A 24,739-nucleotide genomic window follows, 5' to 3' on the forward strand; every position below is an offset into this window, starting at 1 on the left:
CTACGTCAGTTCTTTCCGAAAGTCGGGTTGTGGGCGGGGCCGAGCGTGATGTGCACGGCCTGCTGGTCGGTGTAGAAGTCGATCGACCGGTACCCGCCCTCGTGGCCGAGGCCCGAGGCCTTCACCCCGCCGAACGGGGTGCGCAGGTCGCGCACGTTGTTCGAGTTGAGCCACACCATGCCGGCCTCGATCGCCTGAGAGAAGTTGTGGGCGCGCTTCAGGTCGCTGGTCCAGACATAGGCGGCGAGCCCGTACTTCACCCCGTTGGCGAGGGCGAGCGCCTCGTCGTCGGTGTCGAACGGCGTGATCGCCACGACCGGGCCGAAGATCTCCTCCTGGAAGATCCGCGCGTCGGGCGCGACATCCGCGAACACCGTCGGGGCCACGTAATTGCCCGTGGGGAAGCCGTCCGGCCGACCGCCGCCGGCGACGAGACGCCCCTCGCTCTTGCCGATCTCGATGTAGCTCATCACCTTGTCGTAGTGCTCGGGGTGCACGAGCGCGCCGACCTCGGTCTTCGGGTCCTGCGGATCGCCCACGATCACGCGCGACGCCTGCGCGGCGTAGCGCTCGACGAACTCGTCGTAGATCGGGCGCTCGACGAGGATGCGCGAACCCGCCGTGCACCGCTCGCCGTTGAGCGAGAACACGCCGAAGATCGTGGCGTCGATCGCGGCCTCGAGGTCGGCGTCGGCGAAGACGACCGCGGGCGACTTGCCGCCCAGCTCCATCGACAGGCCCTTCAGGAAGGGCGCGGCGTTGCCGAAGATGATCTGCCCGGTGCGGCTCTCGCCCGTGAACGAGATGAGAGGGACATCCGGATGCTTCACCAGGGCGTCGCCCGCGTCTTCACCGAGTCCGTTCACGAGGTTGAACACGCCCTGGGGGAGCCCCGCCTCCTCGAAGATCCCCGCCCACAGCGAGGCCGACAGGGGCGTGAACTCGGCGGGCTTGAGCACCACCGTGTTGCCGGTGGCCAGCGCCGGGCCGAGCTTCCACGACTCGAGCATGAAGGGCGTGTTCCACGGCGTGATGAGCCCCGCCACGCCGATCGGCTTGCGGTTGACGTAATTCAGCTGGCGTCCGGGCACCTTGAACGCGTCGTCCGTCTGGGCAACGATCAGGTCGGCGAAGAAGCGGAAGTTCTCGGCCGCGCGCCGGGCCTGGCCGAGCGCCTGGGTGATCGGCAGCCCCGAGTCGTAGGACTCGAGTTCGGCCAGGCGCGCGTCGCGCGACTCGACGATGTCGGCGATGCGGTGCAGGATCCGGGACCGCTCGCGCGGCAGCATCCGGGGCCACGGACCCTCGGTGAACGCGCGTCGTGCCGCCCAGACGGCGCGGTCGATGTCGGCCTTCTTGCCGGCGGCGGCCCGCAGGTACGTCTCGTTGGTGACCGGGTCGAGCACGTCGAACGCGTCGCCGTCGACCGAGTCGACGAACTCGCCGTCGATGTAGTGCTGGATGCGGTCGGGGAGATCGGCGGGAACGTGCCGCGCCGTGGTGGCGGTGTCGGTCATGGGTGCTCCTTCGTGGGAAGTCCGGGGTGTTCGCCGGGCGTGCGGCGGGTCAGAACGCGGGAAGGCCGAGGGCCTCGTCGGGGTGCTCGTGGATCATGTAGGCGTCGAGGGTGGCCGACCGGTGACGGCGTGCGGCCTTCTCGATCTCGCCGAGGGGCGCGGAGTTCTCGATGAGCTGCAGGATGTTCTCGTGCTCCCGGACCGACTCCTGGGCGCGTCCGGGCACGAAGCTGAACGTCGAGTCGCGCAGGTGTCCGAGCCGGGCCCACTCCGCCCGCACCAGGTCGAGCATGCGCGGGTTCGCGCACGGGGTGTAGAGCGTCGCGTGGAACTCCTGGTTGAGGGCGGTGAACGCCCGCGGGTCGAAGTGCTCGAGCGTCTCGATCATCAGCTCGTTGATGCGACGCGCGTTGCGGATGTCGTCGGCGGTCAGCCGCCGCGCCGCGAGAGCCGTCGCCGCGCCCTCGAGGATCGACAGCGCCTGCATGCTGAACCGGTACTGCGAGTCGTCGACCATCGACACGCGGGCGCCCACGTTGCGCTCGAAGGTCACGAGCCCCTCGGCCTCGAGCTGACGGATCGCCTCGCGCACCGGCACGACGCTCATGTCGAGTTCGCCGGCGATCGAACTCAGCACGAGCCGGTACCCGGGGGTGAACTCCTGGTTCGCGATCCGCTCCTTGATCCAGCGGTACGCCTGCTGCGACTTGCTGAGGGTCTCGGCTTCGAGGGTCATCGCTCGTCCTCCCCGGTCGAGCCGGCCGCGGTGCGCTCCGCGTCGTAGCGCGCCCGCCAGGCGGCGTTCATCGGGAAGAGCCCGTCGACCGGATGCCCCTCCGCGACGCGCTGCGCGATCCAGGCGTCCTCTTCCTCCTGGGCGAGGGCGGCGTCGACGACCTCGGCCACGAGGCGCGGGGGGATGACGATCACGCCGTCGGCGTCGCCGACGATGACGTCTCCGGGCTGCACGGTCGTGCCGCCGCATCCGATCGTCACGTCGTGCTCCCACGGCACGTGCCGCCGCCCCAGGACCGCGGGGTGGGCGCCGGCGGTGTACACCGGGATGCCGACCGCGGTCACGGCCGCGGCGTCGCGCACGCCGCCGTCGGTGACGATGCCGGCCGCTCCGCGGGCGTGGGCGCGGAGGGCGAGGACGTCGCCGAGCGTGCCCGACCCGGTCTCGCCGCGCGCCTCGATGACGATGACCTCGCCCTCGCCGACCGCGTCGAAGGCGCGCTTCTGCGCGTTGTAGCCGCCGCCGTGCGAGGCGAAGAGGTCTTCGCGCAGGGGCACGAACCGCAGCGTGCGCGCGGTTCCGACGAGCTTGGTCTCGGGATGCAGCGGCCGCACGCCGTCGATCGTGACGTTGTCGAGCCCGCGCTTGCGGAGCTGCGCGCTGAGCCCCGCGACGGGCGTCGCTTCGAGCTTCGCGCGCAGCTCGGGCGTGAGCACAGGAGAAGCGGCGGAGGCAGGAGAAGCGGCGGCGTTCGGTCCTGTGTGCGAGGATTTCCCTGCACCGGACGACCCCTGGGCGGCGGTCTCGGCGGTCTCGGCGGGGAGGCCCGCGGCCTTGCGCGACCCCCACGCCTCGGCGCGCTGCAGGTCGTCGGCCGAAGGGGTGGAGCCGAGTTCGGGGTCGAAGCCCACCTCGCCTTGTACGACGGTCGTGACGAGGCGCCCCGTGGCGGCGCCTCCGGGGACGTCGACCTCGACTTCGATGACGTCGCCCGGCACAGCGACCGACGAGCCCGCGGGCGTTCCGGTGAGGATCACGTCCCCCGGCTCGAGGGTGAAGTGCTGCGACAGGTCGGCGACGAGCTGGGGGAGTGGGAAGATCATGCCCGCGCTCGTGTCGTCCTGCACGAGGTCGCCGTTGCGCCACGTCCGCACGCGCAATCCGGCGGGGTCGAGATCTGCAGCGTCGAGGAGCGCCGGGCCGAGGGGCGTGTAGCCGTCGCCGCCCTTGGAGCGCACGTTCGAGCCCTTGTCGTTCACGCGCAGGTCGTAGAGGCCGAAGTCGTTCGCCGCGGTGACGGCGGCGACGTGCCGCCAGGCGTCGGCACGCGACACCCGCCGGGCTGCAGTGCCGATCACGAGCGCGATCTCGCCCTCGAAAGCGAGCAGCTCGGTGCCCGAAGGACGCTCGATGGTCGCGCCAGAGGGGGCCAGCGAGCTGGAGGGTTTGAAGAAGTAGGACGGATGCTCCGGCCGACGCCCGCGCTGATCGGCACGCGACGCGTAGCTGAGGTGGACGGCGACGATCTTGCCCGGGCGTGCAGACAGCGGCGCGAATCGGGGGTCGGATGCGGCATCCGGTGTGGTGTCGTCCATCAGGAGCATCCTCACTCTTGCGTCGTATCCGAAATCGTATATGATCGTCCGACATCCGGCAACACCCCCTCGCCGTCGAAGGGAAGCCGGTGACGAAGTCGTCATCTCAGACATAGGAGTCAGGCCCATGAGCAGCCCCCAGTCCGCGTCGGGGTTCACCCCCACCGGGACCATCGCCAGCCCCGTCGACAGACGGCGCGTCGTCTTCGCCACCGTGGTCGGGACCACCGTGGAGTGGTACGACTTCTTCATCTACGCCACGGCCGTCGGCCTCGTCTTCGGGCAGCTGTTCTTCGCGCCGCTCGGCGCCGACAGCGTGCTCATCGCGTTCGCCACGGTCGGCATCAGCTTCCTCTTCCGTCCGCTGGGCGCCTTCCTCGCCGGGCACTTCGGCGACAAGTACGGACGCAAGGTGGTGCTCATGTGGACGCTGATCCTCATGGGAGCGGCGACCGCGCTCATCGGGCTCCTGCCGACGTACGAGGCGATCGGCATCGCGGCGCCGATCCTGCTCGTGCTGCTGCGAATTCTCCAGGGTCTGTCGGCCGGCGGTGAGTGGGGCGGCGCGGTGCTCATGGCCGTCGAGCACGCCCCCAAGACCCGGCGCGGCGCCTTCGGCGCGTCGCCGCAGATCGGCGTGCCGCTCGGACTGCTGCTCGCCTCGGGAGTCATGGCCGTGATGGCGATGATCGCGCCCGGCGACGCCTTCCTCGAGTGGGGCTGGCGCGTGCCGTTCCTGCTCAGCATCGTGCTCATCTTCATCGGCTGGTACGTCCGTCGCCGCGTCGAGGAGAGCCCCGTCTTCGCCGAGCTCGCCGAGCGTCGTGAGAAGGCGCACATGCCGATCGTGCAGCTGCTCAAGAAGCACCTTCTGCTCGTCGTGATCGCGGCCTTCGTCTTCGCCGGCAACAACGCCGTGGGCTACATGACGACGGGCGGGTACATCCAGAACTACTCGACCAACCCGGAAGGGCCGCTCGCGCTGGAGCGAGGTCCGGTGCTGTGGGCGGTCGCCGGCTCGGCCGTGACCTGGCTGCTCTCGACCCTCGCCGCGGGCTTCATCTCCGACCGCATCGGGCGCCGCACGACCTACATCATCGGCTGGATTCTCCAGCTCGTCGGTGTGTTCACCCTGTTCCCTCTGGTCAACACCGGCGAGATCGGCCTCATGTTCCTGGGGCTGGCTATCCTCACGATCGGGCTCGGGTTCACGTACGGCCCGCAGGCCGCGCTGTACTCCGAGCTGTTCCCCGCGTCGATCCGGTTCTCGGGCGTCTCGATCTCGTACGCGCTCGGCGCGATCCTCGGCGGCGCCTTCGCCCCGTTCATCGCCACGTGGCTCGTGCAGCAGACCGGCAGCACGATGTCGGTGACGTGGTACCTCGCGGGCATGACGGTGCTGGGTCTCGTCGCGACGCTGCTCCTGCGCGACCGCTCGGGGATCCCGCTGGGCCCCGACCACGAGGCCGAGCAGTCCGTCAGCCCGATCTACGGCGCCTCGCGCGCCTGACCCGCACCCTCCGACCGCCCGCCGGTCGCGACCGCCGCCCTTTCCCGGGCGGGGCGCGGCCGGTGGGCGTCCGGTGCGTCGGGAAGGCAGGAGATCCGGCCTTGCGGCGGGGCCGGCGGGCTGTGCGGGCGGCGTGTCTCCTTGTTCCTCGACGTCGGCGGGCCGGGGAGCGAGCGGGGGTCAGCGGGTGCGCATGCCGTCGAGGACGACCGCGACCACGTCGTGCGCGAGGCGCTCGCCGTCGACCGGGCCGCCGGGGCGGTACCACTCGACGACGGAGTTGACCATGCCGAAGATCAGGCGGGTAGCCACGGCTCCGTCGAGGTCGTCGCGCACCTGGCCCTCGCGCTGCGCCTCCTCGACGAGGGCCGTCACGCGGTGGTCGAACGAACGCCGGCGTTCGAGCGCGGCGCGTTCGACATCGCTGTTGCCGCGGACCCGCAGCAGCAGGGTGACATAGGGGAGCCGGTCCACGAGCACGCCGACGGCTCCGCGGATCACGGCCGCGAGACGCTCGGCCGCCGACCCGACGAGGGCGGGCGCCTCGTCGAGCACACCCTCGAGTCCACCGAGCGCCTCCTCGAGGGCGAGCGAGAGCAGCTGCTCCTTCGAGTCGAAGTGGTGGTACAGCGCGGATTTGGTGAGCCCGAGCCGCGTGGCCACGTCGGCGACCGACGTCGCGTCGTAGCCCTGCTCGTTGAAGAGCTCGACCGCGACCGCGAGCACCTGCGCGCGGTCGTACCCGGGCCGGCCTCGGCGCCGGGTCGGGCTGCCGGTCGGCTCGGGGTCGGTGGCAGACATGGCACCCAGTGTGTCACCGAGCCCGCGTGCCGACAGGCCGACCCGCGCGGTTGATTACTGAACGAGCGGTTAGGTATTCTCGGACCAGGCCGCGCGGACCAGCCGTGGGCCGAGGTCGCAGGGACGCGACCGTTGCCGCCGGGCGAGGAAGCACCGACGGACCAGCGCACCGGCGCATGGTGCGCGGGGCCGAGAGAGAGGGCGCGGATGACCGAGCCGCTGCTCGTCGAGCGGGGGGACGACCGCGTCGTCGCGACACTCTCGCGGCCCGGGGTGCGCAACGCCATCGACCAGGCGACGATCGACGCGCTCCACGCGCTGTGCGCCGAGCTCGAGCAGACGCCGCGCACCCTCATCCTCGCCGGCGCGGGCGGGGTCTTCGCCTCGGGGGCCGACATCGCCCAGCTGCGCGAGCGCCGCGCCGACGATGCCCGCCGCGGCATCAACACGCGGGCGTTCGAACGGGTGAGTGCTCTTCCGATGCCGGTCATCGCCGCCATCGACGGATACGCCCTCGGCGGCGGCGCCGAGCTCGCGTACGCCGCCGACCTGCGCATCGGCACGCCGCGGCTGCGGATCGGCAACCCCGAGACCGGCCTCGGGATCATCGCCGCAGCGGGAGCGACGTGGCGCCTCCCGCGGCTCGTGGGCGACGCCCGGGCCGCCGAACTCCTGCTCACCGGCCGTATCCTCGACGCCGACGAGGCGCTGGCTTGGGGGCTGGTGTCGTCCCTGCACGATCCCGACGACCTGCTTCCCGCCGCCCACGCGCTCGCCGACCGCATCGCCACGGCCGACCCGCTCGCGACCCGTCACACCAAGACCGCGCTCCGCGCCGAGCCCCAGGCGCACCCCGAGCTCGAGCTCGAGCTGCAGGCCGAGCTGTTCGACAGCCCCGAGAAGGAGCGCCGGATGACCGCCTTCCTCAACAGGAGACGCCGATGACGGATGCCGCAACTCCCGTCCCGGGTCGGGTCGGCGTGATCGGGGGCGGCCGCATGGGCGCCGGCATCGCCCACGCCTTCGTCGTGGCCGGCGCCCGGGTCGTGGTGGTCGAGCGCGACGAGGTGACGGCGGACGCGGCATCCGATCGGATTCTTCGCAGCCTGCGCGCGAGCGTCGACCGCGACGGCAGCGTCGGCTCGTACGACGCGCTCGCGGCGGCGGTGTCGACGGCGACGGATGCCTCGTCCTTCAGAGGCTGCGAACTCGTGATCGAGGCCGTGCCCGAGGATCCCGCGCTCAAGCGCGACGCGCTCGCCCGCGCGGAGGCCGTCCTCGGCGCCGGCGCCGCGCTGGCCACGAACACCTCGTCGATCCCGATCGGCGACCTCGCCGCGAACCTGGAGCGGCCGGGGCGGTTCCTCGGCCTGCACTTCTTCAACCCGGTCCCCGCCTCTCAGCTCGTCGAGGTCGTCGTGGGGGAGCGCACCGACGCGGCTCTCGTCGACGACGCGCGCGGCTGGGTCACGGCGCTCGGTAAGACGCCGGTCGTGGTGCGCGATGCGCCGGGGTTCGCGTCGAGCCGGCTCGGGGTCGCTCTCGGGCTGGAGGCGATCCGGATGGTGGAGGAGGGGGTGGCGTCGCCCGCCGACATCGACGCCGCGATGGAGCTGGGGTACCGGCATCCGATCGGCCCTCTTCGCACGACCGACCTCGTCGGCCTGGACGTGCGGCTCGGGATCGCCGAGGAGCTGCACGCGCGGCTCGGCGACCGGTTCGCGCCCCCCGACCTGCTGCGGCGCATGGTCGCCGACGGACACCTCGGCCGGAAGACCGGCCGCGGATTCTACGAATGGAGCCCGTCATGACCGACGTCCTTCCCAGCTATGTGCGCGGCGGGTGGTGGACGCCGACGGATGCCTCGTCCGCCGTGCCCGTCGCCGATGCGTCGACCGGCGAGACCGTGACCCTCGTGAGCACCGAGGGCCTCGACCTCGCCGCTGTGCTCGACCACGCCCGCACGGCCGGGCAGCGGTCGCTCGGAGAGCGGACGTTCCACCAGCGCGCGATCTTGCTCAAGCAGTTCGCGCTGGCGCTGACCGCGCGCAAGCAGGAACTGTACGACCTCTCGAAGCGCGCGGGCGCGACCGAGCGGGACTCGCTGAACGACGTCGACGGCGGCATCGGGGTGCTGTTCACCTACTCATCGAAGGGCCGGCGCGAACTGCCGAATGCGCAGGTCTACCTCGACGGGCCGGCCGAGCCGCTGTCGAAGGACGGGTCGTTCCTCGGGCGGCACGTCTACACGCGGCTGCCGGGCGTCGCGGTGCAGATCAACGCGTTCAACTTCCCGATGTGGGGTGCGCTCGAGAAGTTCGCCCCGGCCTTCCTCGCCGGGGTGCCGAGCGTGGTCAAGCCCGCGACGCCGACGGCCTACGTCGCCGAGGCGTGGGTGCGCATCCTCGTCGAGACCGGGCTCGTGCCCGAGGGTTCGCTGCAGCTGGTCAGCGGCAGCGTCCCGGGCCTGTTCGACCACCTGCGGCTGGGCGACCTGGTCGGCTTCACGGGGAGCGCGTCGACGGCCGATCGCCTCCGCGCCCACCCGAGCGTGCAGACGGGCGGCGTGCGGTTCACGAACGAGACCGACTCGATCAACGCGAGCGTGCTCGGCCCCGACGCGGTCGCCGGCACGCCGGAGTTCGACGCGTTCGTGAAGCAGCTGCTGGTCGAGCTGACCACGAAGGCCGGCCAGAAGTGCACGGCGATCCGGCGGGCGATCGTGCCCGAGGGCGCGACCGCCGACCTCGTCGACGCGGTGCGCGCCAAGATCGCCGAACGGGTCGTGCTGGGCGACCCGCACGCGCCGGGGGTGACGATGGGGCCGCTCGTGTCGACGGCGCAGCGCGACGAGGTGCTCCGCGCGGTGGCCGAGCTCGAGGCGGCGGGCGGCGAGGTCCTGCTCGGATCGACCGCGCCGCCCGAGGTCGTTCACGCCGACGGTTCGGTCGGGCCGGCGCCGGAGGGGGCGTTCGTCGAGCCGCTGCTGATCGGCTTCGCGGATGCCTCGGCCGACGCCGTGCACCAGGTCGAGGCGTTCGGGCCGGTCGCGAGCGTGCTGACGTATCGCAGCGTCGACGAAGCAGCCGACCTGGTCGCGAGGGGCGGCGGGTCGCTCGTGACGAGCGTCGCCACGAACGACCCCGCCGTCGCGACCACCCTGCTCTCGCGCATCGCGGCCTTCAACGGACGGCTGCTGTTCCTCGACCGCGCCGACGCGCGCACGTCGACCGGCCACGGCGCGCCGGTGCCCCATCTCGTGCACGGCGGACCCGGCCGAGCCGGCGGGGGAGAGGAGCTCGGCGGCGTCCGGGCGGTGCTGCACCACATGCAGCGGACGGCGGTGCAGGGCTCGCCCGAGATGCTGACCGCTCTCACCGGCGTGTGGCATCAGGGCGCGGCATCCCGAACCGACCGGCACCCGTTCCGGAAGTCGCTCGCCGAGCTCTCGATCGGCGACCAGCTGGTCTCGCCGTCGCGGGAAGTGACGCTCGACGACATCGAGACGTTCGCGACCTTCACCGGCGACCTCTTCTACGCCCACATGGACGAAGCCGCCGCGGCGGCCAACCCGTTCTTCCCCGGCCGGGTGGCGCACGGCTACCTGCTGGTCTCGTGGGCGGCGGGGTTGTTCGTCGATCCCGACCCGGGTCCGGTCCTCGCCAACTACGGGCTCGAGAACCTGCGCTTCGTCACGCCCGTCTCGCCGGGCGACGAGATCCGGGTGGTGCTGACGGCGAAGCAGATCACGCCGCGCGAGACCGACGAGTACGGCGAGGTGCGCTGGGACGCCGTCATCCTCAACCAGAACGACGAGATCGTGGCGACCTACGACGTGCTCACGCTGGTGGCGAAGGAGACGGATGCCGCGGCCGCGGAGGTCGAGGTGGGGGCGTGATCGATCCGGCCGAGCACTTCGCAGGCCAGCGCTCGATGCTGCGCCACGATCGCGCGTCGGCGGCGCTCGGCATGGTCGTCGAGCGCGACGAGCCCGGCGAGGCGGTGGTGTCGATGCGGGTGCGCGACGACATGACCAACGGCTTCGGCATCACGCACGGCGGCATGGTGTTCGCGCTGGCCGACACGGCTTTCGCGATGGCGTGCAACGACGGCGACGAGGTCGTCGTCGCGGCGGGGGCGGATATCTCGTTCCTCGCGGCGACGCGCGCGGGGCAGGTGCTGACGGCCCACGCGCGACGGCGGGCGACCTCGGGCAGGACGGGGATCTTCGATGTCACCGTCACGGACGAGCGTGGCCAGGTGGTCGCGGAGTTCCGCGGCCGGTCGCTGACGACCCGTCGTATGCCTCCGGACTGACCGGATGCGCGCAGGCGGAGTAGACTTACTGAACGAATGGTCTGTAAATGAGTGGTTCTCGGAATGAGGAGTCGACGATGACGACCGCACCCGACCCCGGCCCGCCGCGATTCAGCGTGGTCGCGCCCGACGAAGCGGGCGAGCAGGCGAACTTCGACGCCCTGATCGCGTCGGAGCAGCGGATCGAGCCCCGCGACTGGATGCCCGAGGCGTACCGCAAGACGCTGATCCGGCAGATCTCGCAGCACGCCCACTCCGAGATCATCGGCATGCAGCCCGAGGGCAACTGGATCACCCGCGCTCCGAGTCTCAAGCGCAAGGCGATCCTCATGGCCAAGGTGCAGGACGAGGCGGGCCACGGGCTCTACCTCTACTCGGCGGCGCAGACGCTCGGCATCACGCGCGACGAGATGACGCAGCAGCTCATCGACGGCAAGGCGAAGTACTCGTCGATCTTCAACTACCCCACCCCGACCTGGGCCGACATGGGCGCGATCGGCTGGCTCGTCGACGGTGCCGCGATCTGCAACCAGGTGCCGCTGTGCCGCGCGTCGTACGGTCCGTACGGCCGGGCGATGGTGCGCATCTGCAAGGAGGAGTCCTTCCACCAGCGGCAGGGCTTCGAGATCCTGCTCGCGCTCATGCAGGGCACGCCCGCCCAGCGCCGGATGGCTCAGGATGCCGTGGACCGCTGGTACTGGCCGAGCCTCATGATGTTCGGCCCGCCCGACGACGAATCGCCCAACTCGGCGCAGTCGATGGCATGGAAGATCAAGCGGTTCTCGAACGACGAGCTGCGCCAGCGGTTCATCGGGATGCTGGTGCCCCAGGCCGAAGCACTGGGCGTGACGCTCCCCGACCCCGAGCTGCGGTGGGTCGAGGAGGAGCAGCGGTGGCACACGAGCGACATCGACTGGACGGAGTTCCACGAGGTGCTGCGCGGCCGTGGGCCGATGAACGCCGAGCGGCTGCGTCACCGCCGCACCGCCCACGAAGAGGGCGCGTGGGTGCGGGAGGCGGCCGCCGAGTACGCCCTCAAGCAGGCGGCCCGAGCGGAAGGACAGGTGGCGTGATGGCGACCCCCGGCGCCTCGGAGCGCGAGACGTGGCCGTTGTGGGAGGTGTTCGTGCGCGCCGGCCGCGGCCTGAGCCACGTGCACGCCGGGTCGCTGCACGCGCCCGACGCGGAGCTCGCCCTGCGCAACGCGCGGGACCTGTACACGCGGCGCGGCGAGGGCACGAGCATCTGGGTCGTGCCGGCCGAGGCGATCACCACGAGCGACCCCGACTCGAAGGGCGCCTTCTTCGAGAGTCCCGCGGGCAAGAACTACCGGCACGCCGTGTACTACACCGCGTCCGAGGGGGTGCCGCACCTGTGAACGTCACGACCGACTCCCGACCCGGACCGGGCGACGCGCACGGCTCCCTCGACGCGCACGGCGATGTCACCGTCGAGAGCATCCGCCTCTCGGCCGAGCTGGCCGGCGCGGACGGGGGCACCGCCACACCCGACGTCGCGGAGTACGCCCTGTGGCTCGGCGACGACGCACTCGTGCTCTCGCAGCAGCTCGGCGCCTGGATCGCCCGCGCTCCCGAGCTCGAAGAGGACGTCGCGCTCGGCAACATCGGGCTCGACCTGCTGGGCCACGCCCGCTCGCTGCTCCACTACGCCGGCACCGCCGACGGGCGGTCCGAAGACGACCTGGCCTACTGGCGCGACGAACCCGAGTTCCGGTGCGCGTGGCTGTTCGAGCAGCCCAACGGCGACTTCGCGCAGACGATCGCGCGCCAGCTCGCGGCATCCGTCTACCAGTTCGAGCTCTACGCCGAGCTGCAGGGATCGTCCGACCCGACGCTCGCCGCGATCGCCGCCAAGGCGGTGAAGGAGGTCGACTACCACCGCGACCACGCCGTGCAGTGGACGCTGCGACTCGCCGGTGGCACCGACGAGTCCCGGCGCCGCATGGTGCGGGCGGTCGGCGACGTGTGGCCGTATGTCGACGAGCTCTTCCGCGACGAGCCCCTGATCGACCGGCTCGACGGGATCGCCGTGCGCCCCTCGACGCTCCGCCCTCGGTTCGAGGCCGTGATCGACGCCGTCTTCGGCGAGGCCGAGCTCGAGGTCCCGGCCGGGTTCGTCTCGTCGGGCGGCGGCCGTCACGGCCGTCACTTCCCGACCCTCGGCTACCTGCTGGCTGAGATGCAGGTGCTCGCGCGACAGCATCCGGGGGCGACATGGTGAGCGCGCCCACGCTGCACGCGAGCGCGTCGGCGACCGTGCGGGCACGGACCGTCGCGGCGGCCGTCGTCGACCCGGAAGTGCCCGTGCTCACGATCGACGACCTCGGGGTGCTGCGCGGGGTGTGGGCCGACGAGCGCCGCGCGGTCGTCGAGATCACCCCCACCTACTCGGGATGCCCGGCGGTCGACGCCATCCGCGACGACCTCGTGCTCGCCCTCACCGACGCCGGATTCGACGAGGTGGAGGTGCGGCTCACCCTCGCGCCGGCCTGGACCACCGACTGGATGAGCGACGACGGCAGGCGCAAGCTGCGCGAATACGGCATCGCACCGCCGACCGGGCGCGCCGCGGTGGGGCCGATCCGCGTGGCGCTCGCCGTGAAGTGCCCGAGGTGCGGGTCGCTCGATACGCGGGAGCTGGCCCGGTTCGGGTCGACGTCGTGCAAGGCGCTATACGAGTGCCGCGCCTGCCTCGAGCCCTTCGACCACTTCAAGGTGCACTGATGGGCGGCGTGCCGTGATGCCCGGCGACAACGCGGGGGCGCTCGAACGCGAGCGGATGGCCGAGGCCCTGCTCGCCGGCGCGGTGGGAGGCCCCCGCGACGGTCGGCGCCGCGCCCGGTTCCACCGGCTGCGCGTAGCCGCGGTGCGGCCGTTGACGGATGCCTCGATCGAGGTCACCTTCGCGGTGCCCGAGGAGGTACGGGGTGAGTTCGAGTACCTCGCGGGGCAGCACGTCGCTCTGCGCACCATGCTCGACGGCCACGAGGTGCGCCGCTCGTACTCGCTGTGCCGGGCGGCGGACTCGGGCGGCGGTGGCGACGGCCCGCTCACGGTCAGCGTGGCGATCAAGCGCGACGAGGGCGGCCGATTCTCGACGTGGGCCCAGACCGAGCTGAAGCCCGGCGACCAGCTCGACGTCATGAGCCCGCAGGGGAACTTCACCTCGACGCTCGCCGACCTCGACGGCGCGCACGTCGCGGGAATCGCGGCGGGATCGGGGATCACGCCGCTCATGGCGCTCGCCGCGACCGTGCTCGCCCGCTCGGAGTCGTCGAGGTTCACACTGGTCTACACGAACCGGTCGACGAGCGACGTGATGTTCCTCGAGGAGCTGGCCGACCTCAAGGACCGGTACCCCGCGCGGCTCGCGCTCTACCACGTGCTCTCGCGCGAGCAGCGGGCCGCGCCGCTCCTGTCGGGGCGCATCGACGAGGAGCGCCTGCGCCGCATCCTCGACGCGCTCGTACTCCCCGAGACCGTCGACGAGTGGTTCCTCTGCGGGCCGTTCGAGCTGGTCCAGCTGTGCCGCGACACGCTGTCCGACCTGGGGATCGCGCCCGAGCACGTTCGGTACGAGCTGTTCACGACCGGAGAGGGTGCCCGGGCGGAGGCGCCGTCGGCGCGTCCCGTTCGGGTGCGCGCGGACGAGCCGGTGCGCCGCATCGAGATCACTCTCGACGGGCAGTCGGCGACCGTGGAGAGTCCCGTCGCCGCGAACGAGACGATCCTGAACGCCGCGCTCCGGGTGCGGCCCGACACCCCGTTCGCGTGCGCCGGCGGCGTCTGCGGCACCTGCCGTGCACGCCTGCTCGAAGGCTCGGTCGCGATGACCGAGAACTACGCGCTCGAGCCCGACGAGATCGAGCGCGGGTACATCCTGACCTGCCAGTCCCACCCCACCACCGACCGCGTCGTGGTCGACTACGACGTCTGAGGAGCCGCCGTGATCAGCCTTTCCGTCGACTCCGGTGCTGCGGAGATCGTGCTCGACGCCCCCGGCAAGCTCAACGCGCTCTCGCTCGAGGCGATCGGCGAGCTGGATGCCGCGTACGCCGAGGCCGAGGCATCCGGTGTCCGCGCTCTGGTGCTGCGCGGCGAAGGGCGTGCGTTCTGCGCCGGGCGCGACATCTCGGGCGTCGACCCGGCGACCGACGACGTGCTCGGCTATCTCGGTGCCGTCGAGGCGGTCATGCGGCGCATCGCCGCGTTCCCCGCACCGACGTTCGCCGCGGTGCACGGGGCGTGCCTCGGTGTGGGCCTGGGACTCGCGATCGCGACGGACGTCGTGTACGTCGCCGACACGGCCAAGGTCGGCTCGCCCTTCGCCGGACTGGGTGCGGTGCTCGACTCGGGCGGGCACGCGCTCCTGTACGAGCGGCTGGGGTCGCACCGCGCGCTCGATCTCATCTACACGGGCGACCTCTTGAGCGGTGCGGAGGCGGTGTCGGCCGGCCTCTTCAGCCGCGCCGTCGCGGCGGACGAGCTCGTGAAGGTCACGCGCGAGCGTGCCGCCCGGGCGGCGGCGGGTCCGACCCAGGCGTTCCTCGCGTCGAAGCGCCTGATCGATCGGCTCCGCGACGAGCGGCTGTGGCGGGTCGTGGCCGAGGAGGGCCGCGCGCAGGCCGAGCTGCGCGACACCGCCGACTACCGCGAGGGGTTCGCGGCCTTCCAGGAGAAGCGCACGCCCCGCTTCACGGGGACCTGACCGCGCGCTAGGCCCTGTGCGGACTCCGTCGGGCTCAAGGTCGAGGTCGTGCCGGGGTTTGGGGCGTGGTCCGTGCACGACGCGCCGCGCGGTCCGGCGTGTCGTGGCCGCGCGGCGCCCCGAACCGCCACGTTTGGGCGGGCCGGGCCGCTGACCGCGTGGCTTCGGCGTGTGGGGGTGCACGCGCCGCAGCATCCGGTCCCGGTCTCGACCCCGGATTTGGGGCGCGATTCGTGCGCGACGCGCCGCGGTGATTGGCGTGTCGTGGTGATCGTGCGCCCCAAATCGCGTGGATGTGGGGTTGGGGCGCGGTCCGTGCACGACGCGCCGCGCAATCCGGCGTGTCGTGGCTGCGCGGCGCCCCGAACCGACCGTCACAGGTAGACGTCGTCGGCGTAGACGAGGCGCCGCTCCCAGACGTTGCGGGCGCGGCGGTCGTCGTCGCGCTGCCCGGCGGGCGGGTCGCTCGGAATGTGCTCCCATTCCTCGACCCGCACGCGCCAGTCCGACGGGGGATCGAACACGATTCCCGAGTCGGCGTCGGGGAGCGGCTCGTCCTGCGGCACCTCCTCCGGATCGTCGACCTCGTGGCGGGCGGTGTCGAGTTCCTGCGCGAGCGGCCGGCGCAGCGGGACCGGCGTCGCGAGGTCGATCGTGCCGAGCCACAGCGCCTGGGTGTCGCGCGCGCCGTGACCGCCGATGGTGAGATCGACCGCATCGACCGTTCGCCAGCCGAGGTCCCCGCCCACCAGCGGCAGCCGCTGCTGCAGCTTGGCGACGACGCGATGGCTCACCGCGACGGCCGCATCCCGCACCTCGACGGGCTGCGACTCGGGGAGGGGGCTGTTGCCGTCGCCGAGACGCCGGTGCCCGAACTCGCCGAGCAGCGACACCGACACGCGCATCTCGTCGGGCCGTCCCACCGTCAGCACGCGTTCGGGCGGCAGCTGCACGAAGTCGGCCCGCACCGGGGTCGACAGGTGGCAGCCCGTCACGCTGCTCGGCTGGTACCGCGCGAGCGCCAGCCGTACGAAGGGCCACTGCGTCTGCGCGGCCTCGAAGACGATGTCGACGTACCAGAGATCGCGCGCCACGCTGAACCGCGGGCGGTACGCGGCGAGGGCCACCGTCGCGGGCGGGGGCGGCGCAGCGCCTGTCTCGTCTGCGGCGGGGCGCACGGTCATGGCCTGCTCGAACCGCTCCGGCCGGCCCGGCTGCGGTGCGGCATCCGGATCGAGGATCTGCGTCACGCTCTGCAGCTGCAGCTGGGTCAGCCGGCGCATCGCGACCATCGCGCCGTCCCACGCCGGGTCGTTGCCCCACTGGCTGACGAAGGGAGCGTCGTCGGTGTCGGCGGCGCCGGGCGTCGCGGCCACGCCGAGCAGCAGGGCGAGCAGCTCGCCGTCGCCCGACGCGAACCAGCCCCGCTCGAGATACACGCGCACCCCGGAGCGGCGCACGCGCCGCCGGGCGAACGGCTGCTCGGGCTCTTCGGCGTCTTCCCACCGGAAGAGCGGGATCACCGAGTGGATCGCCGGAGGAGGAGGCGGGGCGGATGACGGGATGTCGAGCACGACCGGAGCCGACAGCACGCTCTTGCCGTCGTCGGCGGGCCACTGGTCGACGCCGGACGGCTCGAGCAGCGCGGGCGGGAAGTACTCGCGGTACCGGGTCGTCGCGCGCAGCACGTACTCGACCGTGCGGTGCTTGGTGTCGGCGAAGGTCTGGGTCGCCGCGTGGCCCTGCAGATCGCCGACCGTGATGGGCACGCCGGTGAGGATCGCGGTCTCGTGCGGGAGGATGCGGGTGGTGAACGCCACGTCGGTGGCGATTCGGCGCAGCACCCCGCGATCACCCGCGTCGGCGACCTCGGTCCAGCGGGCTTCGGCGGTGATCTGCTCGGTGCTCGCCCCGTGCACGTAGGCGATCCCGAGGATCGCGACCCGGGTCTGCCCGGCTGCCCGAACGGGGATGACGCGCCCGAAGCGTGCCGCGGCGACGGGGCGCGGCACGGCGTGCACGAGGGTGACGAGCTCTCCGGGGGTCAGCCCCCAGATCAGCCCGTCGCGCGCCGCCTGCTCGACTGCCGGGTCGGTCGTGAAGGCGTCGTCGAGCGCGTCCCACACCCCGAGCCGGCTCAGCGCGTCGTCGTCGATCGAGCTGGCGAGGGTGAACCGCTGGGTGTCACCGGCGGGCACCCGGATCTCGACGTCCCGGCCGCGCACCGACGCGTCCAGCACATCGCCGCCGGCGAGCAGCAGCCGGAACGGCTTGCGGTCGGGCCAGTCGCCCTCGTAGGGCGCGGTGGTCACGTGCACGGCCTTCGGCGGGTCGGCGCGCAGCCCGGCGCCCGCGTCGATGAACCGGAGCGAGACGCCGGCGGCGAGCGGGTCGGGAAGGTACGGGATCTCGACGTGGTCGGTGTCGTGCACGACGTACGAGCCCGACGGCGGCGCCTGCCCGGCCGGGACGACGGGATCGGCATCGGTCGGGGCGGGCGTCGGCAGGGGAAGCGTGCCGGCGCTGTCGGCCACGAGACGCTCGGCGGCCGACGGCGGGATGACGAGCCGCACGCCGTCCTGCGCGAGCCACGGTCCGGTGGGGGAGTCGAGGGGAGCGCGGCGGCGGTCGAAGAGCGTCCCCGCCTCGCGCAGCGCCCAGGCGAGCTCCTCGGTGCGGATCGCGGCGCGGTCGGCGGGGCTGGTCCGTCCGGGCCGCCCGTCGAGCGATCCGTCGAACGCGCCGTGCAGCTCGGCCTGCTGCTGGCTGGTCTTCGGTGCGACGAGGTGCCGCTCCGAGCGCTCGCGGAAGAACGGCGCTCCCGCCGGTGCCGACGGGTCGGCCGCTTCCACGGCCGCCTCGGCCTCGGGGGCGTACGCCGCCGGCGGAGCGACGACGACCTCGGACCCGGGCCCCGCCTGGGTCACCCCGCTGCGGACGACGAGCACGCGCAGCGACTCCGCCTCGGTGAGCTCGGCGCGCGCGACCACGGCCGGCGGCGGCACGGGGTCCCACCGCAGGAACGGCCGCAGGGCGGTCGCGCCCTGGAGTGCCCTTTGCACCGCCGCCCCGCTGGGCGAAGCCGAGCCGAGCAGGGTGGCGGCGAGGCGAGCGACCTCGTCGAGGAGTTCGGGCGACGCGGCGCGGGGTTGCGGTGCCGGGTCGAGGCGGGCGGCCGCTTCCCGCACGGGCGCGGCCAGGTCGCGCCGCGGGATGGTCGCCGACAGCTCGCCCACCGCCTCGACGAAGGTCTCCGACACACCGAGTTCCGCGGTCGCGAGGGGCGCGGCATCCGTCCTCGCCGTCACCGCCTCGGTGAGCGCCGACCCGAGTCGTTCACGGATGACGGATGCCGCGACCCGCGCCGTCGCGGGACGGGTCGCGCGCTCGGCCACGGTCCCCAGGGCGGCGGTCCGCAGACCCACCTCGGCGACCTGCGGACGGCCCCGCGCCTCGAGCTCGCCGACCACGGCGACCCGGCGGGGGACGAGCAGGCCGCGGATGCGGGCCGGGTCGGGCGCCTCGACGGCGAGGGCATGCGGCCGGACGTTGCCGGCCAGGTCGACGATCCACGCGCGGAACGCGTACCGCCGCCCGTACCTCAGCCGCGGCAGGGTGCGCGGCGCGATGCCGAACGACGCGACGAAGGGGTGCGGCGGCGTCTGTCCGGGCACCTCGGTGTCAGCGGGTTCGACGCGCTCCTCGACCGTCCACGCGGTGTCGTCGTGGTTGCGCACCACTTCCGGGCGGATGCGGTTGCCCGGCCGCTCCACCGACAGGCTCCAGCCGTCCCACCCGAACACCGACTCGTGGATCTTGACGGTCGGTGTCTTGGCACCGGGTGTCTCGTGGGCGGCCGTGCCCTGAAGGAAGCCGTCCTCCTCGTGGTCGGCGTACGCGGTGCGCCGGTCGCCGTTCCGTCCGAGCACGACGGTCGACAGCCGACGGTGCAGCGAGTGCCAGCGGCCGGCCGTCGCGTCGTACACCTCGACCCGGATGCCGCGGGTGACGTCGTGCACGAACGCTTCGGGCGCATCGTCCGGGGCGGGGGCCGCGGCCAGGTCGGTCTGGAAGTCCACCTGGCGGTCGAACTGCTCCTGCACGGCGGCGAGCTGGCCGGTGCGCGTCACGGCGAGGCCGGTCGCGCGCAGCGCGGGAGCGGCGGCGTCGATCGGGTCGTTGTTCGCCTGCACCTTGAGCATCCGCGGCAGGCTCATCACGAACCGCTCCGTCTTGAGGGCCGAGCCGTCGGGGTCGACGTCGAGCACGCGGAAGCGGTCGGTGTCGCCGAGCGCGAGCCGCCCGTCCTGCCACTCCGCCTGACGGGACTGATGCGGGAGCACCACGAAGGTGTCGTCGTCCAGGGCGCGCACGCGCACTCTCGGCGAGCGCACGAGGTCGTCCGGCGCGTTCTGCGCCCGCATCCGGACGGCGAGCCAGTCGGCGCCGCGGAGCTGGGCGGGATCGGCGGTGACGTCGATGACGAGCCCGAGGCGGCGCAGCAGTTCGGGGTGGTCTCCGGCCGCGGCGACCCGCTCGTGGAACTCCGGTGCCCGCGAGGGAAGGGGGAGGGGCTCCTGCTGCGGCACGATCCGGCTCTCGCCCGGAGCCGGGTCGGGTTCCTCGAAGAACCGCCGTGACTCGTGCAAGTCGGACACCGCCGCGCTGACCTGCGCGTACGGCGAGGCGTTCGGCGCCAGCCCGGCGAGGGCCGATCGCGTCTGGCGGTTCGGACGCTGCTCGTCGAGGTGCGCGGTGAGCTCGGCTTCGCGGATGTCGATGCCCTGTGGGTTGTCGGTGGGGAAGCCGCTGCGCGTATGGAGTTGGGCGTACCACTCGTCGGCCCGGTGGACGGCGGCCTGCCAGGCCTCGCGGGCGCGCCGGTACTCGTCCCACTCGGGACCCCGCCACTTGCGCTCGTCCGACGGCGGCACCGGCGGCAGCGGCCGTGGCGCCTCGGGGTCTTCGTAGTGGATGCCCTTGTGGCGCCCGAAGTACGTCACGATCGGGTCGGCGAGCGGGTGCTGCCGCGGCGGGACCGGCGTGACCGGGTCGGCGAGGATCGTCGACAGCAGGAGCGACTGCGCGTAACCCGCCGTCTCGGCGACCGGATAGCTCGCCCACAGCTTGCCGCTCCAGTCGGGCACGGTCTGCGGCGGCCGGGCGCTCGCGGTGCCCGCGACGGGGGTGTCGGCGGGGAAGAGCGCCGCCCAGTCGTCCGGCTGCGCGGTGTCGAGCCGCTGCACCGGGATGGCGCCGTTCTGGCTGACCAGTTCGAGGTCGATGCCTCCGACGCCCTGCACGAGCCGGGCCCAGTCCCGCAGCGTCGGGAAGTCGCCGAGCTGAGCCTCGGCCTGGTCGGTGAACAGCTTCGGTGACAGGAAGACCGAGACGTGGAAGCCGTCGTGGGGTCCGGCCGCCACCGAGTGCGGCAGGGCGATGGCGATGAGCTGCTCGGTGTTCACGGTTCCTCCGTCGCGAAGGCGTCGAGGTAGTCGGTCCAGGCGCTGGTGTCGCCGCCCGCGGCCGTGATGATCTCGCGCACCGAGGGGTCGCCGTTGGATCCGGCGAACTTGCGCTCGGCTTCGATGGTGACGCTGGCGGAGAAGAAGAGCACCTCGACTTCGACGGTGATGCTCGCGCGTCCGATCACCTTGTTCTCGGCGAAGTCGTACGTGAGCGACATGGCCAGTTCGATGGATGCCGAGATGAGGCCGAGCACGTCCACTTCGCCCCGCAGCCGGAAGTATCCGGTGAGCGAGCCCTTGTCGGACTCCATCCGCAGATAGATGCCGATCGCGGCCGAGATCGATCCCGACGCGACGCCGAAGTCGACCGACAGGTAGGCGCCGGCCTCGAGCCCGATCTCGAGCAGCTCGAGCCGCTTCGGCGACAGGCGCATGGCGAACCAGCCGCCGCCGCCGAGGAAGACGACGGCGAGCGTGAACGGCCGCTCCCGGCTGCAGAAGCCGAACCCGACGCTGAGTCCGTCGCCGAGGAACGGCACCCGCAGGTCGGCCGATAGCGACATGTTCGACAGGGCGAACACGCCGATCGCGACGTTGGGGAGTGCGAGCGTGTATCCGGCGGTGAGGCCGCTGGCGTCGACGGCGATGTCGGGCGGGTCGGAGAACCCGTCGAAGGGGATCAGTTCCTTGATGGTCTCGACGAAGCTGAGGATGCCGACGAACCGCACGGTCCGCAGCACCACGTCGACCTCGGTCTTGCCGCTCGTGCCGGACCGGAACGACAGGTGCTCGAACTCGATCTGGAGCAGGGGCTCGATGGGGAGCAGGTCGAGCCGGAACTCCCGAAGCTCGGCGAGGATCTTCAGCGACGGCTTGGCGTCGACCCCGGCGGTGCCGGTGACGCTGATGGTCAGCGGCTTCTTGGGGGTGCCGTCGCGGGGGAGGAAGGCGAGGATCGGCGCCGTGCTGTTCGGCCAGTCCTTGAGGGGCGGTGCCCAGTCGAACCGCAACTCGATCTGCTTCGCGCCGGAGGCGAGCCCGGCCACGAGCTTCGCGGCCTGGTACACCTCCTCGACGATGCTCGCCGAGGAGCTGAGGCCGTCGAGCAGGGCTGCGGCATCCGCCAGCTTCGTCCGCACGAGGGGCGGCAGCAGTCCCGCGCCGATCGCCCGCATGCGAGCGGCGAGGGCGGCGAGACGCGCGCGCAGCGCGTCGAACGAGGCTTTGGCGGCGTCGAGGTCGAGGTCGGCGATCCCCTGGAACAGCGCCACGACGTCGTCCACGACACCGGCCGCCTCGGTGGCGAGTCCCTGTGCTTCGGTCGTGAGCGCGTCGACTTTCGCCTGCTGCGCGGCGAGGAAGGCCTGAGCGGATGCCTCCGCCCCGGCGACCGCGTCGGCGACCTTCTGCTGTGCCTCGCCGACGACCCGCTGGGCCGTCGCCTCAGCTTCTTCCTTGGCGCGCTCGGCGAGCGCCTTGGCGTTCTGGACGGTCTGGATGATCTGGGTCAGCGGCTCGGTGACGGAGGCCAGGATCTCGGGGGCGTCGATTCCGACGGCGTCGAGCAGTTCGATGAGCGGCACGAGCCCGAAGAGCTTCGGCAGCGCGGTGCCCAGCGCGGCAAGGGCGTCGGCGGAGCCCAGTGCCGTGCCGGGGTCGAAGGTTCCCTCGACGCTCTGCGTCAGGTCGGCGACCGTTCCGGTCAGGAGCGACAGGCCGGCGATGGCCTGGCTGGGCGCGACGAACCCGCCCCCGGTCTCGCTGGTCTTGCCGGGTCCGGCCGGTCCGAGCGGTTCCCCGAACCGGATGCCGGGCGGCGCGGGCAGCTTCGGATCGGTGGGCGCGATATGGGTCGCGGTGGCGGGGTCGGCCAGCGCGCCCGTGGTCGCGACCGCGGCCCACACCGCGCCGGCTCGCAGCGGCTGTCCCTCCACCACGTCCCCGTGGTAGGCGATGGTGGTCGCCGGGGTGTCGGCGAGCCGGCGGGCGGCTTCGACCACGATGTCGGCGGTCGACAGGTGGGGCTCGGAGGTTCCCAGCCGCGCGACGCCGGTGAGCCGCATCCGCTGCACTTCGTGCGAGGCGGTGAGGTCGGCTGCCTCGTCGCGGTAGAGGGCGACGGTGCGCCCGCCGAGGTCGATGACGCGGCGGGTGCGCTCGTCGGCGCCGCCGGGAAAGCCGAGGTAGAAGTCCCGCACGTCGTCGAACGTCGTGACGTGCTCGGCGACCCAGAGCAGCGGTGCCGTGAAGGGCAGCGGCCGGCCGGCGCGGTCGTTCGCGTCGACGCGGAAGCGGTACGCCTTTCCGTCGATCGTCGGCCAGAAATACGTGTTGGTGCTGGTCGGCTCATCGAGCGTCGGGGTCACGGCGGGGCCGAGGTGCGCGTCGATGAACGGCAGGTCGACCTGCTTGTAGGTGCGGTCGCGTTGGATCACGGCGATGAAGTGGCGCTGCCACAGACCGGCGATAGGGCGTTTCGGCGAGTAGGCGTCGCTCGTCTCGACCCGGATCTTGCGTTCGGTGATCTTCACCAGCACGGCCTTGTGGCCCAGCGGGAAGAGGTAGCCGGGGTAGACGACGCGCACGAACTGGTCGCGGCCGAACGTCGCCACATGGTCCCACGCGAGGATCGACGGGATGCCCGAGCCGCTGTACGGCAGGGTGTCCCAGTGTCCGTGCAGGTCGAGCGTCGCCCCGAACGCCGACAGCCACAGCTTGTCGGCGCCCACCGGCACGGGCGGTATCGGGGTGCCGCCGTCGGTGGTCCAGGTCTCGGCCGATTGGCGCACGATGCGGTGCCGGTCGGAGCGGTTGAGGCTGGAGGGGAATGGATGCCGGTCGGAGCTGGGTGGCGCGGGAGGCGCCAGCGGGCCGGCGTAGGCCGACGACTGCGGGGGCTCGTCGCCCACGTCGGAGTCGGGTGAGCGCCATTCCGCCGGCGTGAGGTGGTCGCGGTCGCGGGTCCACACGGCCCGGATGATGCGTTCGCGGGACGGTTCCTCGCTGACGCCCGGAGCGTCTTCGCCCTCTTCGGGTTCCGTCGCCCGTCCGAGTCGCGTGTGCCAGAGTTCGACGTGCCGTGCGTCGGCCGGCGCGGGCACCGGCTCAGCAGCGTGGGTCCACCGTCCGCCGCTGTCGGGCGAGATGACGAGGCGGAAGGGCGCCTCGATGGCGGTCTGGTCGGGCGTCGGCGGCGAACCGTACTCGCCGCGACGGGCGGGACGCGGTTTGGCATCGCCCCGGTCGGGCTTGATCGCGTCGGGGAGGATGTCGGGATCGAGGCCCCTGCCGTAGTCGAGCCGGATCGATCCGGCCGAGGCCACGATGCTGTCGAGGATCTCCTTCGCCTGTGCACGCTGCGCATCGACGCCCTCGGCGAGCGGGTACCGCCTCCGCTGGGTGGGTGTGACGAGCTGGACGGTGACCTGCGACTCGCGCACCCGCACGATGAGGTCTTCGGAGAGCCGCCACCACCCCGGCTTCGGGTGGGTGGGCCGCACGGGGAATTCCGGGAAGGCGTCGGGCGCTCGGCCGGGCTTGGCGAGTTCGTGCACCCGCAGCGGGAGAGTCGGGATGAGGCGGAGGATGGAGGCGCTGTCGACGTCGACCCGGGTGCCTTCTGGAACGTCGAAGACGAGGCGGGAGGCGCGGGCGGCGCGGAAGTTCACCGGCCCGCGACGGAACTGCGACGAGGTGCTGCTCGTCCCGGCCGGGACGGAGGTCGACGGGTCGGAAGGGTTGGGCCGGCTGCCGCCGCCTTCCGACCACGCATGCTCCTGGGCGTGCTGGAACGGCAGGTGAAGGGTGAGCGTCGCCTCCGCCCCGGCGATGAGCGATGCCGGCCCGCTGTCGTCGGCAGGGGTCGCCTCCACTCCGTGCCACACGGTGAGCACGGAGACCAGGTCGCGCGGCCGGGTGAGTTCGATCGCGAGGTCGCCGTCGGGCACCTCGGGCGCCGCGATGTGGGTCGGCGGTCGGGCGTGTTCGCGCTCGCTCGTGGACCATTCCGCGATCGTCTCGGGGGCAGGCCGGACGGCCCGGTTCTTCCGGCTGTGCGAGGGCATAGC

At 72.4% G+C, this 24,739-nt stretch carries 17 protein-coding genes; 11 read left to right on the plus strand and 6 right to left on the minus strand.

Going from position 1 to position 24,739, the window contains the following annotated elements; translation table 11 throughout:
• Nucleotides 1–5 precede the first annotated feature (5 nt).
• The 3 genes from hpaE to ACFUTX_RS02405 are packed head-to-tail and all read right to left on the minus strand — an operon-like array spanning nt 6 to nt 3,848.
• Nucleotides 6–1,517 (minus strand): 5-carboxymethyl-2-hydroxymuconate semialdehyde dehydrogenase, encoded by a 1,512-nt coding sequence (gene hpaE / locus ACFUTX_RS02395; RefSeq protein ID WP_378860594.1) that lies wholly within the window; start codon nt 1,515–1,517, stop codon nt 6–8.
• A gap of 49 nt (nt 1,518–1,566) precedes the next feature.
• A complete protein-coding gene (locus ACFUTX_RS02400; protein ID WP_378860595.1) occupies nt 1,567–2,253 on the minus strand; it encodes a GntR family transcriptional regulator in 687 nt (228 codons plus the stop codon).
• The gene (locus tag ACFUTX_RS02405; protein WP_378860596.1) at nt 2,250–3,848 is read right to left on the minus strand and encodes a fumarylacetoacetate hydrolase family protein; all 1,599 of its coding nucleotides are present in this window, start codon (nt 3,846–3,848) and stop codon (nt 2,250–2,252) included. Before ACFUTX_RS02405 ends, ACFUTX_RS02400 begins: the two co-directional genes overlap by 4 nt.
• Nucleotides 3,849–3,975: 127 nt before the next feature.
• On the opposite strand from ACFUTX_RS02405, the gene ACFUTX_RS02410 reads away from it, so the two are divergent.
• Entirely contained in the window at nt 3,976–5,358 is a 1,383-nt protein-coding gene (locus tag ACFUTX_RS02410; RefSeq protein ID WP_378860597.1) for an MFS transporter, read from the plus strand.
• A gap of 180 nt (nt 5,359–5,538) precedes the next feature.
• Here the strand turns inward: ACFUTX_RS02410 and ACFUTX_RS02415 are convergent, their stop codons facing one another.
• Nucleotides 5,539–6,159, minus strand: a complete 621-nt coding sequence (locus ACFUTX_RS02415) for a TetR/AcrR family transcriptional regulator (RefSeq protein WP_378860598.1) — start codon at nt 6,157–6,159, stop codon at nt 5,539–5,541.
• 207 nt (nt 6,160–6,366) lie between these two features.
• Here ACFUTX_RS02415 and ACFUTX_RS02420 point away from each other — a divergent pair, with 207 nt between their 5' ends.
• From ACFUTX_RS02420 to ACFUTX_RS02465, 10 genes are all read left to right on the plus strand, one after another.
• The gene (locus ACFUTX_RS02420; RefSeq protein WP_378860599.1) at nt 6,367–7,104 is read left to right on the plus strand and encodes an enoyl-CoA hydratase/isomerase family protein; all 738 of its coding nucleotides are present in this window, start codon (nt 6,367–6,369) and stop codon (nt 7,102–7,104) included.
• Nucleotides 7,101–7,970 carry a 3-hydroxyacyl-CoA dehydrogenase family protein gene (locus ACFUTX_RS02425; RefSeq protein WP_378860600.1) on the plus strand — a complete coding sequence of 290 codons (870 nt, stop codon included), beginning with the start codon at nt 7,101–7,103 and terminating at the stop codon, nt 7,968–7,970. The genes ACFUTX_RS02420 and ACFUTX_RS02425 overlap by 4 nt, the downstream gene beginning before the upstream one ends.
• Entirely contained in the window at nt 7,967–10,057 is a 2,091-nt protein-coding gene (paaZ, locus tag ACFUTX_RS02430) for a phenylacetic acid degradation bifunctional protein PaaZ (protein WP_378860601.1), read from the plus strand. Before ACFUTX_RS02425 ends, paaZ begins: the two co-directional genes overlap by 4 nt.
• Nucleotides 10,054–10,476, plus strand: coding sequence for a hydroxyphenylacetyl-CoA thioesterase PaaI (gene paaI / locus ACFUTX_RS02435; RefSeq protein WP_378860602.1), 423 nt, complete (start codon nt 10,054–10,056; stop codon nt 10,474–10,476). The genes paaZ and paaI overlap by 4 nt, the downstream gene beginning before the upstream one ends.
• Nucleotides 10,477–10,553: 77 nt before the next feature.
• The gene (gene paaA / locus ACFUTX_RS02440) at nt 10,554–11,549 is read left to right on the plus strand and encodes a 1,2-phenylacetyl-CoA epoxidase subunit PaaA (protein WP_378860603.1); all 996 of its coding nucleotides are present in this window, start codon (nt 10,554–10,556) and stop codon (nt 11,547–11,549) included.
• Nucleotides 11,549–11,854: a 1,2-phenylacetyl-CoA epoxidase subunit PaaB gene (gene paaB, locus ACFUTX_RS02445; RefSeq protein WP_378861043.1), complete on the plus strand. Its 306-nt coding sequence runs from the start codon at nt 11,549–11,551 to the stop codon at nt 11,852–11,854. Before paaA ends, paaB begins: the two co-directional genes overlap by 1 nt.
• The gene (gene paaC, locus ACFUTX_RS02450; RefSeq protein WP_378860604.1) at nt 11,851–12,717 is read left to right on the plus strand and encodes a 1,2-phenylacetyl-CoA epoxidase subunit PaaC; all 867 of its coding nucleotides are present in this window, start codon (nt 11,851–11,853) and stop codon (nt 12,715–12,717) included. Before paaB ends, paaC begins: the two co-directional genes overlap by 4 nt.
• Complete coding sequence (gene paaD / locus ACFUTX_RS02455) at nt 12,711–13,220, plus strand: 1,2-phenylacetyl-CoA epoxidase subunit PaaD (RefSeq protein WP_378860605.1); 510 nt, start codon at nt 12,711–12,713, stop codon at nt 13,218–13,220. The genes paaC and paaD overlap by 7 nt, the downstream gene beginning before the upstream one ends.
• Nucleotides 13,221–13,275: 55 nt before the next feature.
• Complete coding sequence (gene paaE, locus ACFUTX_RS02460; RefSeq protein WP_378861044.1) at nt 13,276–14,433, plus strand: 1,2-phenylacetyl-CoA epoxidase subunit PaaE; 1,158 nt, start codon at nt 13,276–13,278, stop codon at nt 14,431–14,433.
• 9 nt (nt 14,434–14,442) lie between these two features.
• Nucleotides 14,443–15,204, plus strand: coding sequence for an enoyl-CoA hydratase/isomerase family protein (locus tag ACFUTX_RS02465; protein ID WP_378860606.1), 762 nt, complete (start codon nt 14,443–14,445; stop codon nt 15,202–15,204).
• 374 nt (nt 15,205–15,578) lie between these two features.
• Here ACFUTX_RS02465 and ACFUTX_RS02470 read toward each other — a convergent pair whose 3' ends face one another.
• The gene (locus tag ACFUTX_RS02470; protein ID WP_378860607.1) at nt 15,579–20,669 is read right to left on the minus strand and encodes a hypothetical protein; all 5,091 of its coding nucleotides are present in this window, start codon (nt 20,667–20,669) and stop codon (nt 15,579–15,581) included.
• Entirely contained in the window at nt 20,666–24,736 is a 4,071-nt protein-coding gene (locus tag ACFUTX_RS02475) for a hypothetical protein (protein WP_378860608.1), read from the minus strand. The genes ACFUTX_RS02470 and ACFUTX_RS02475 overlap by 4 nt, the downstream gene beginning before the upstream one ends.
• Nucleotides 24,737–24,739 lie beyond the last annotated feature (3 nt).

It is taken from the genome of Microbacterium sp. NPDC057407, from assembly GCF_042803895.1.
Taxonomy (GTDB): domain Bacteria; phylum Actinomycetota; class Actinomycetes; order Actinomycetales; family Microbacteriaceae; genus Microbacterium.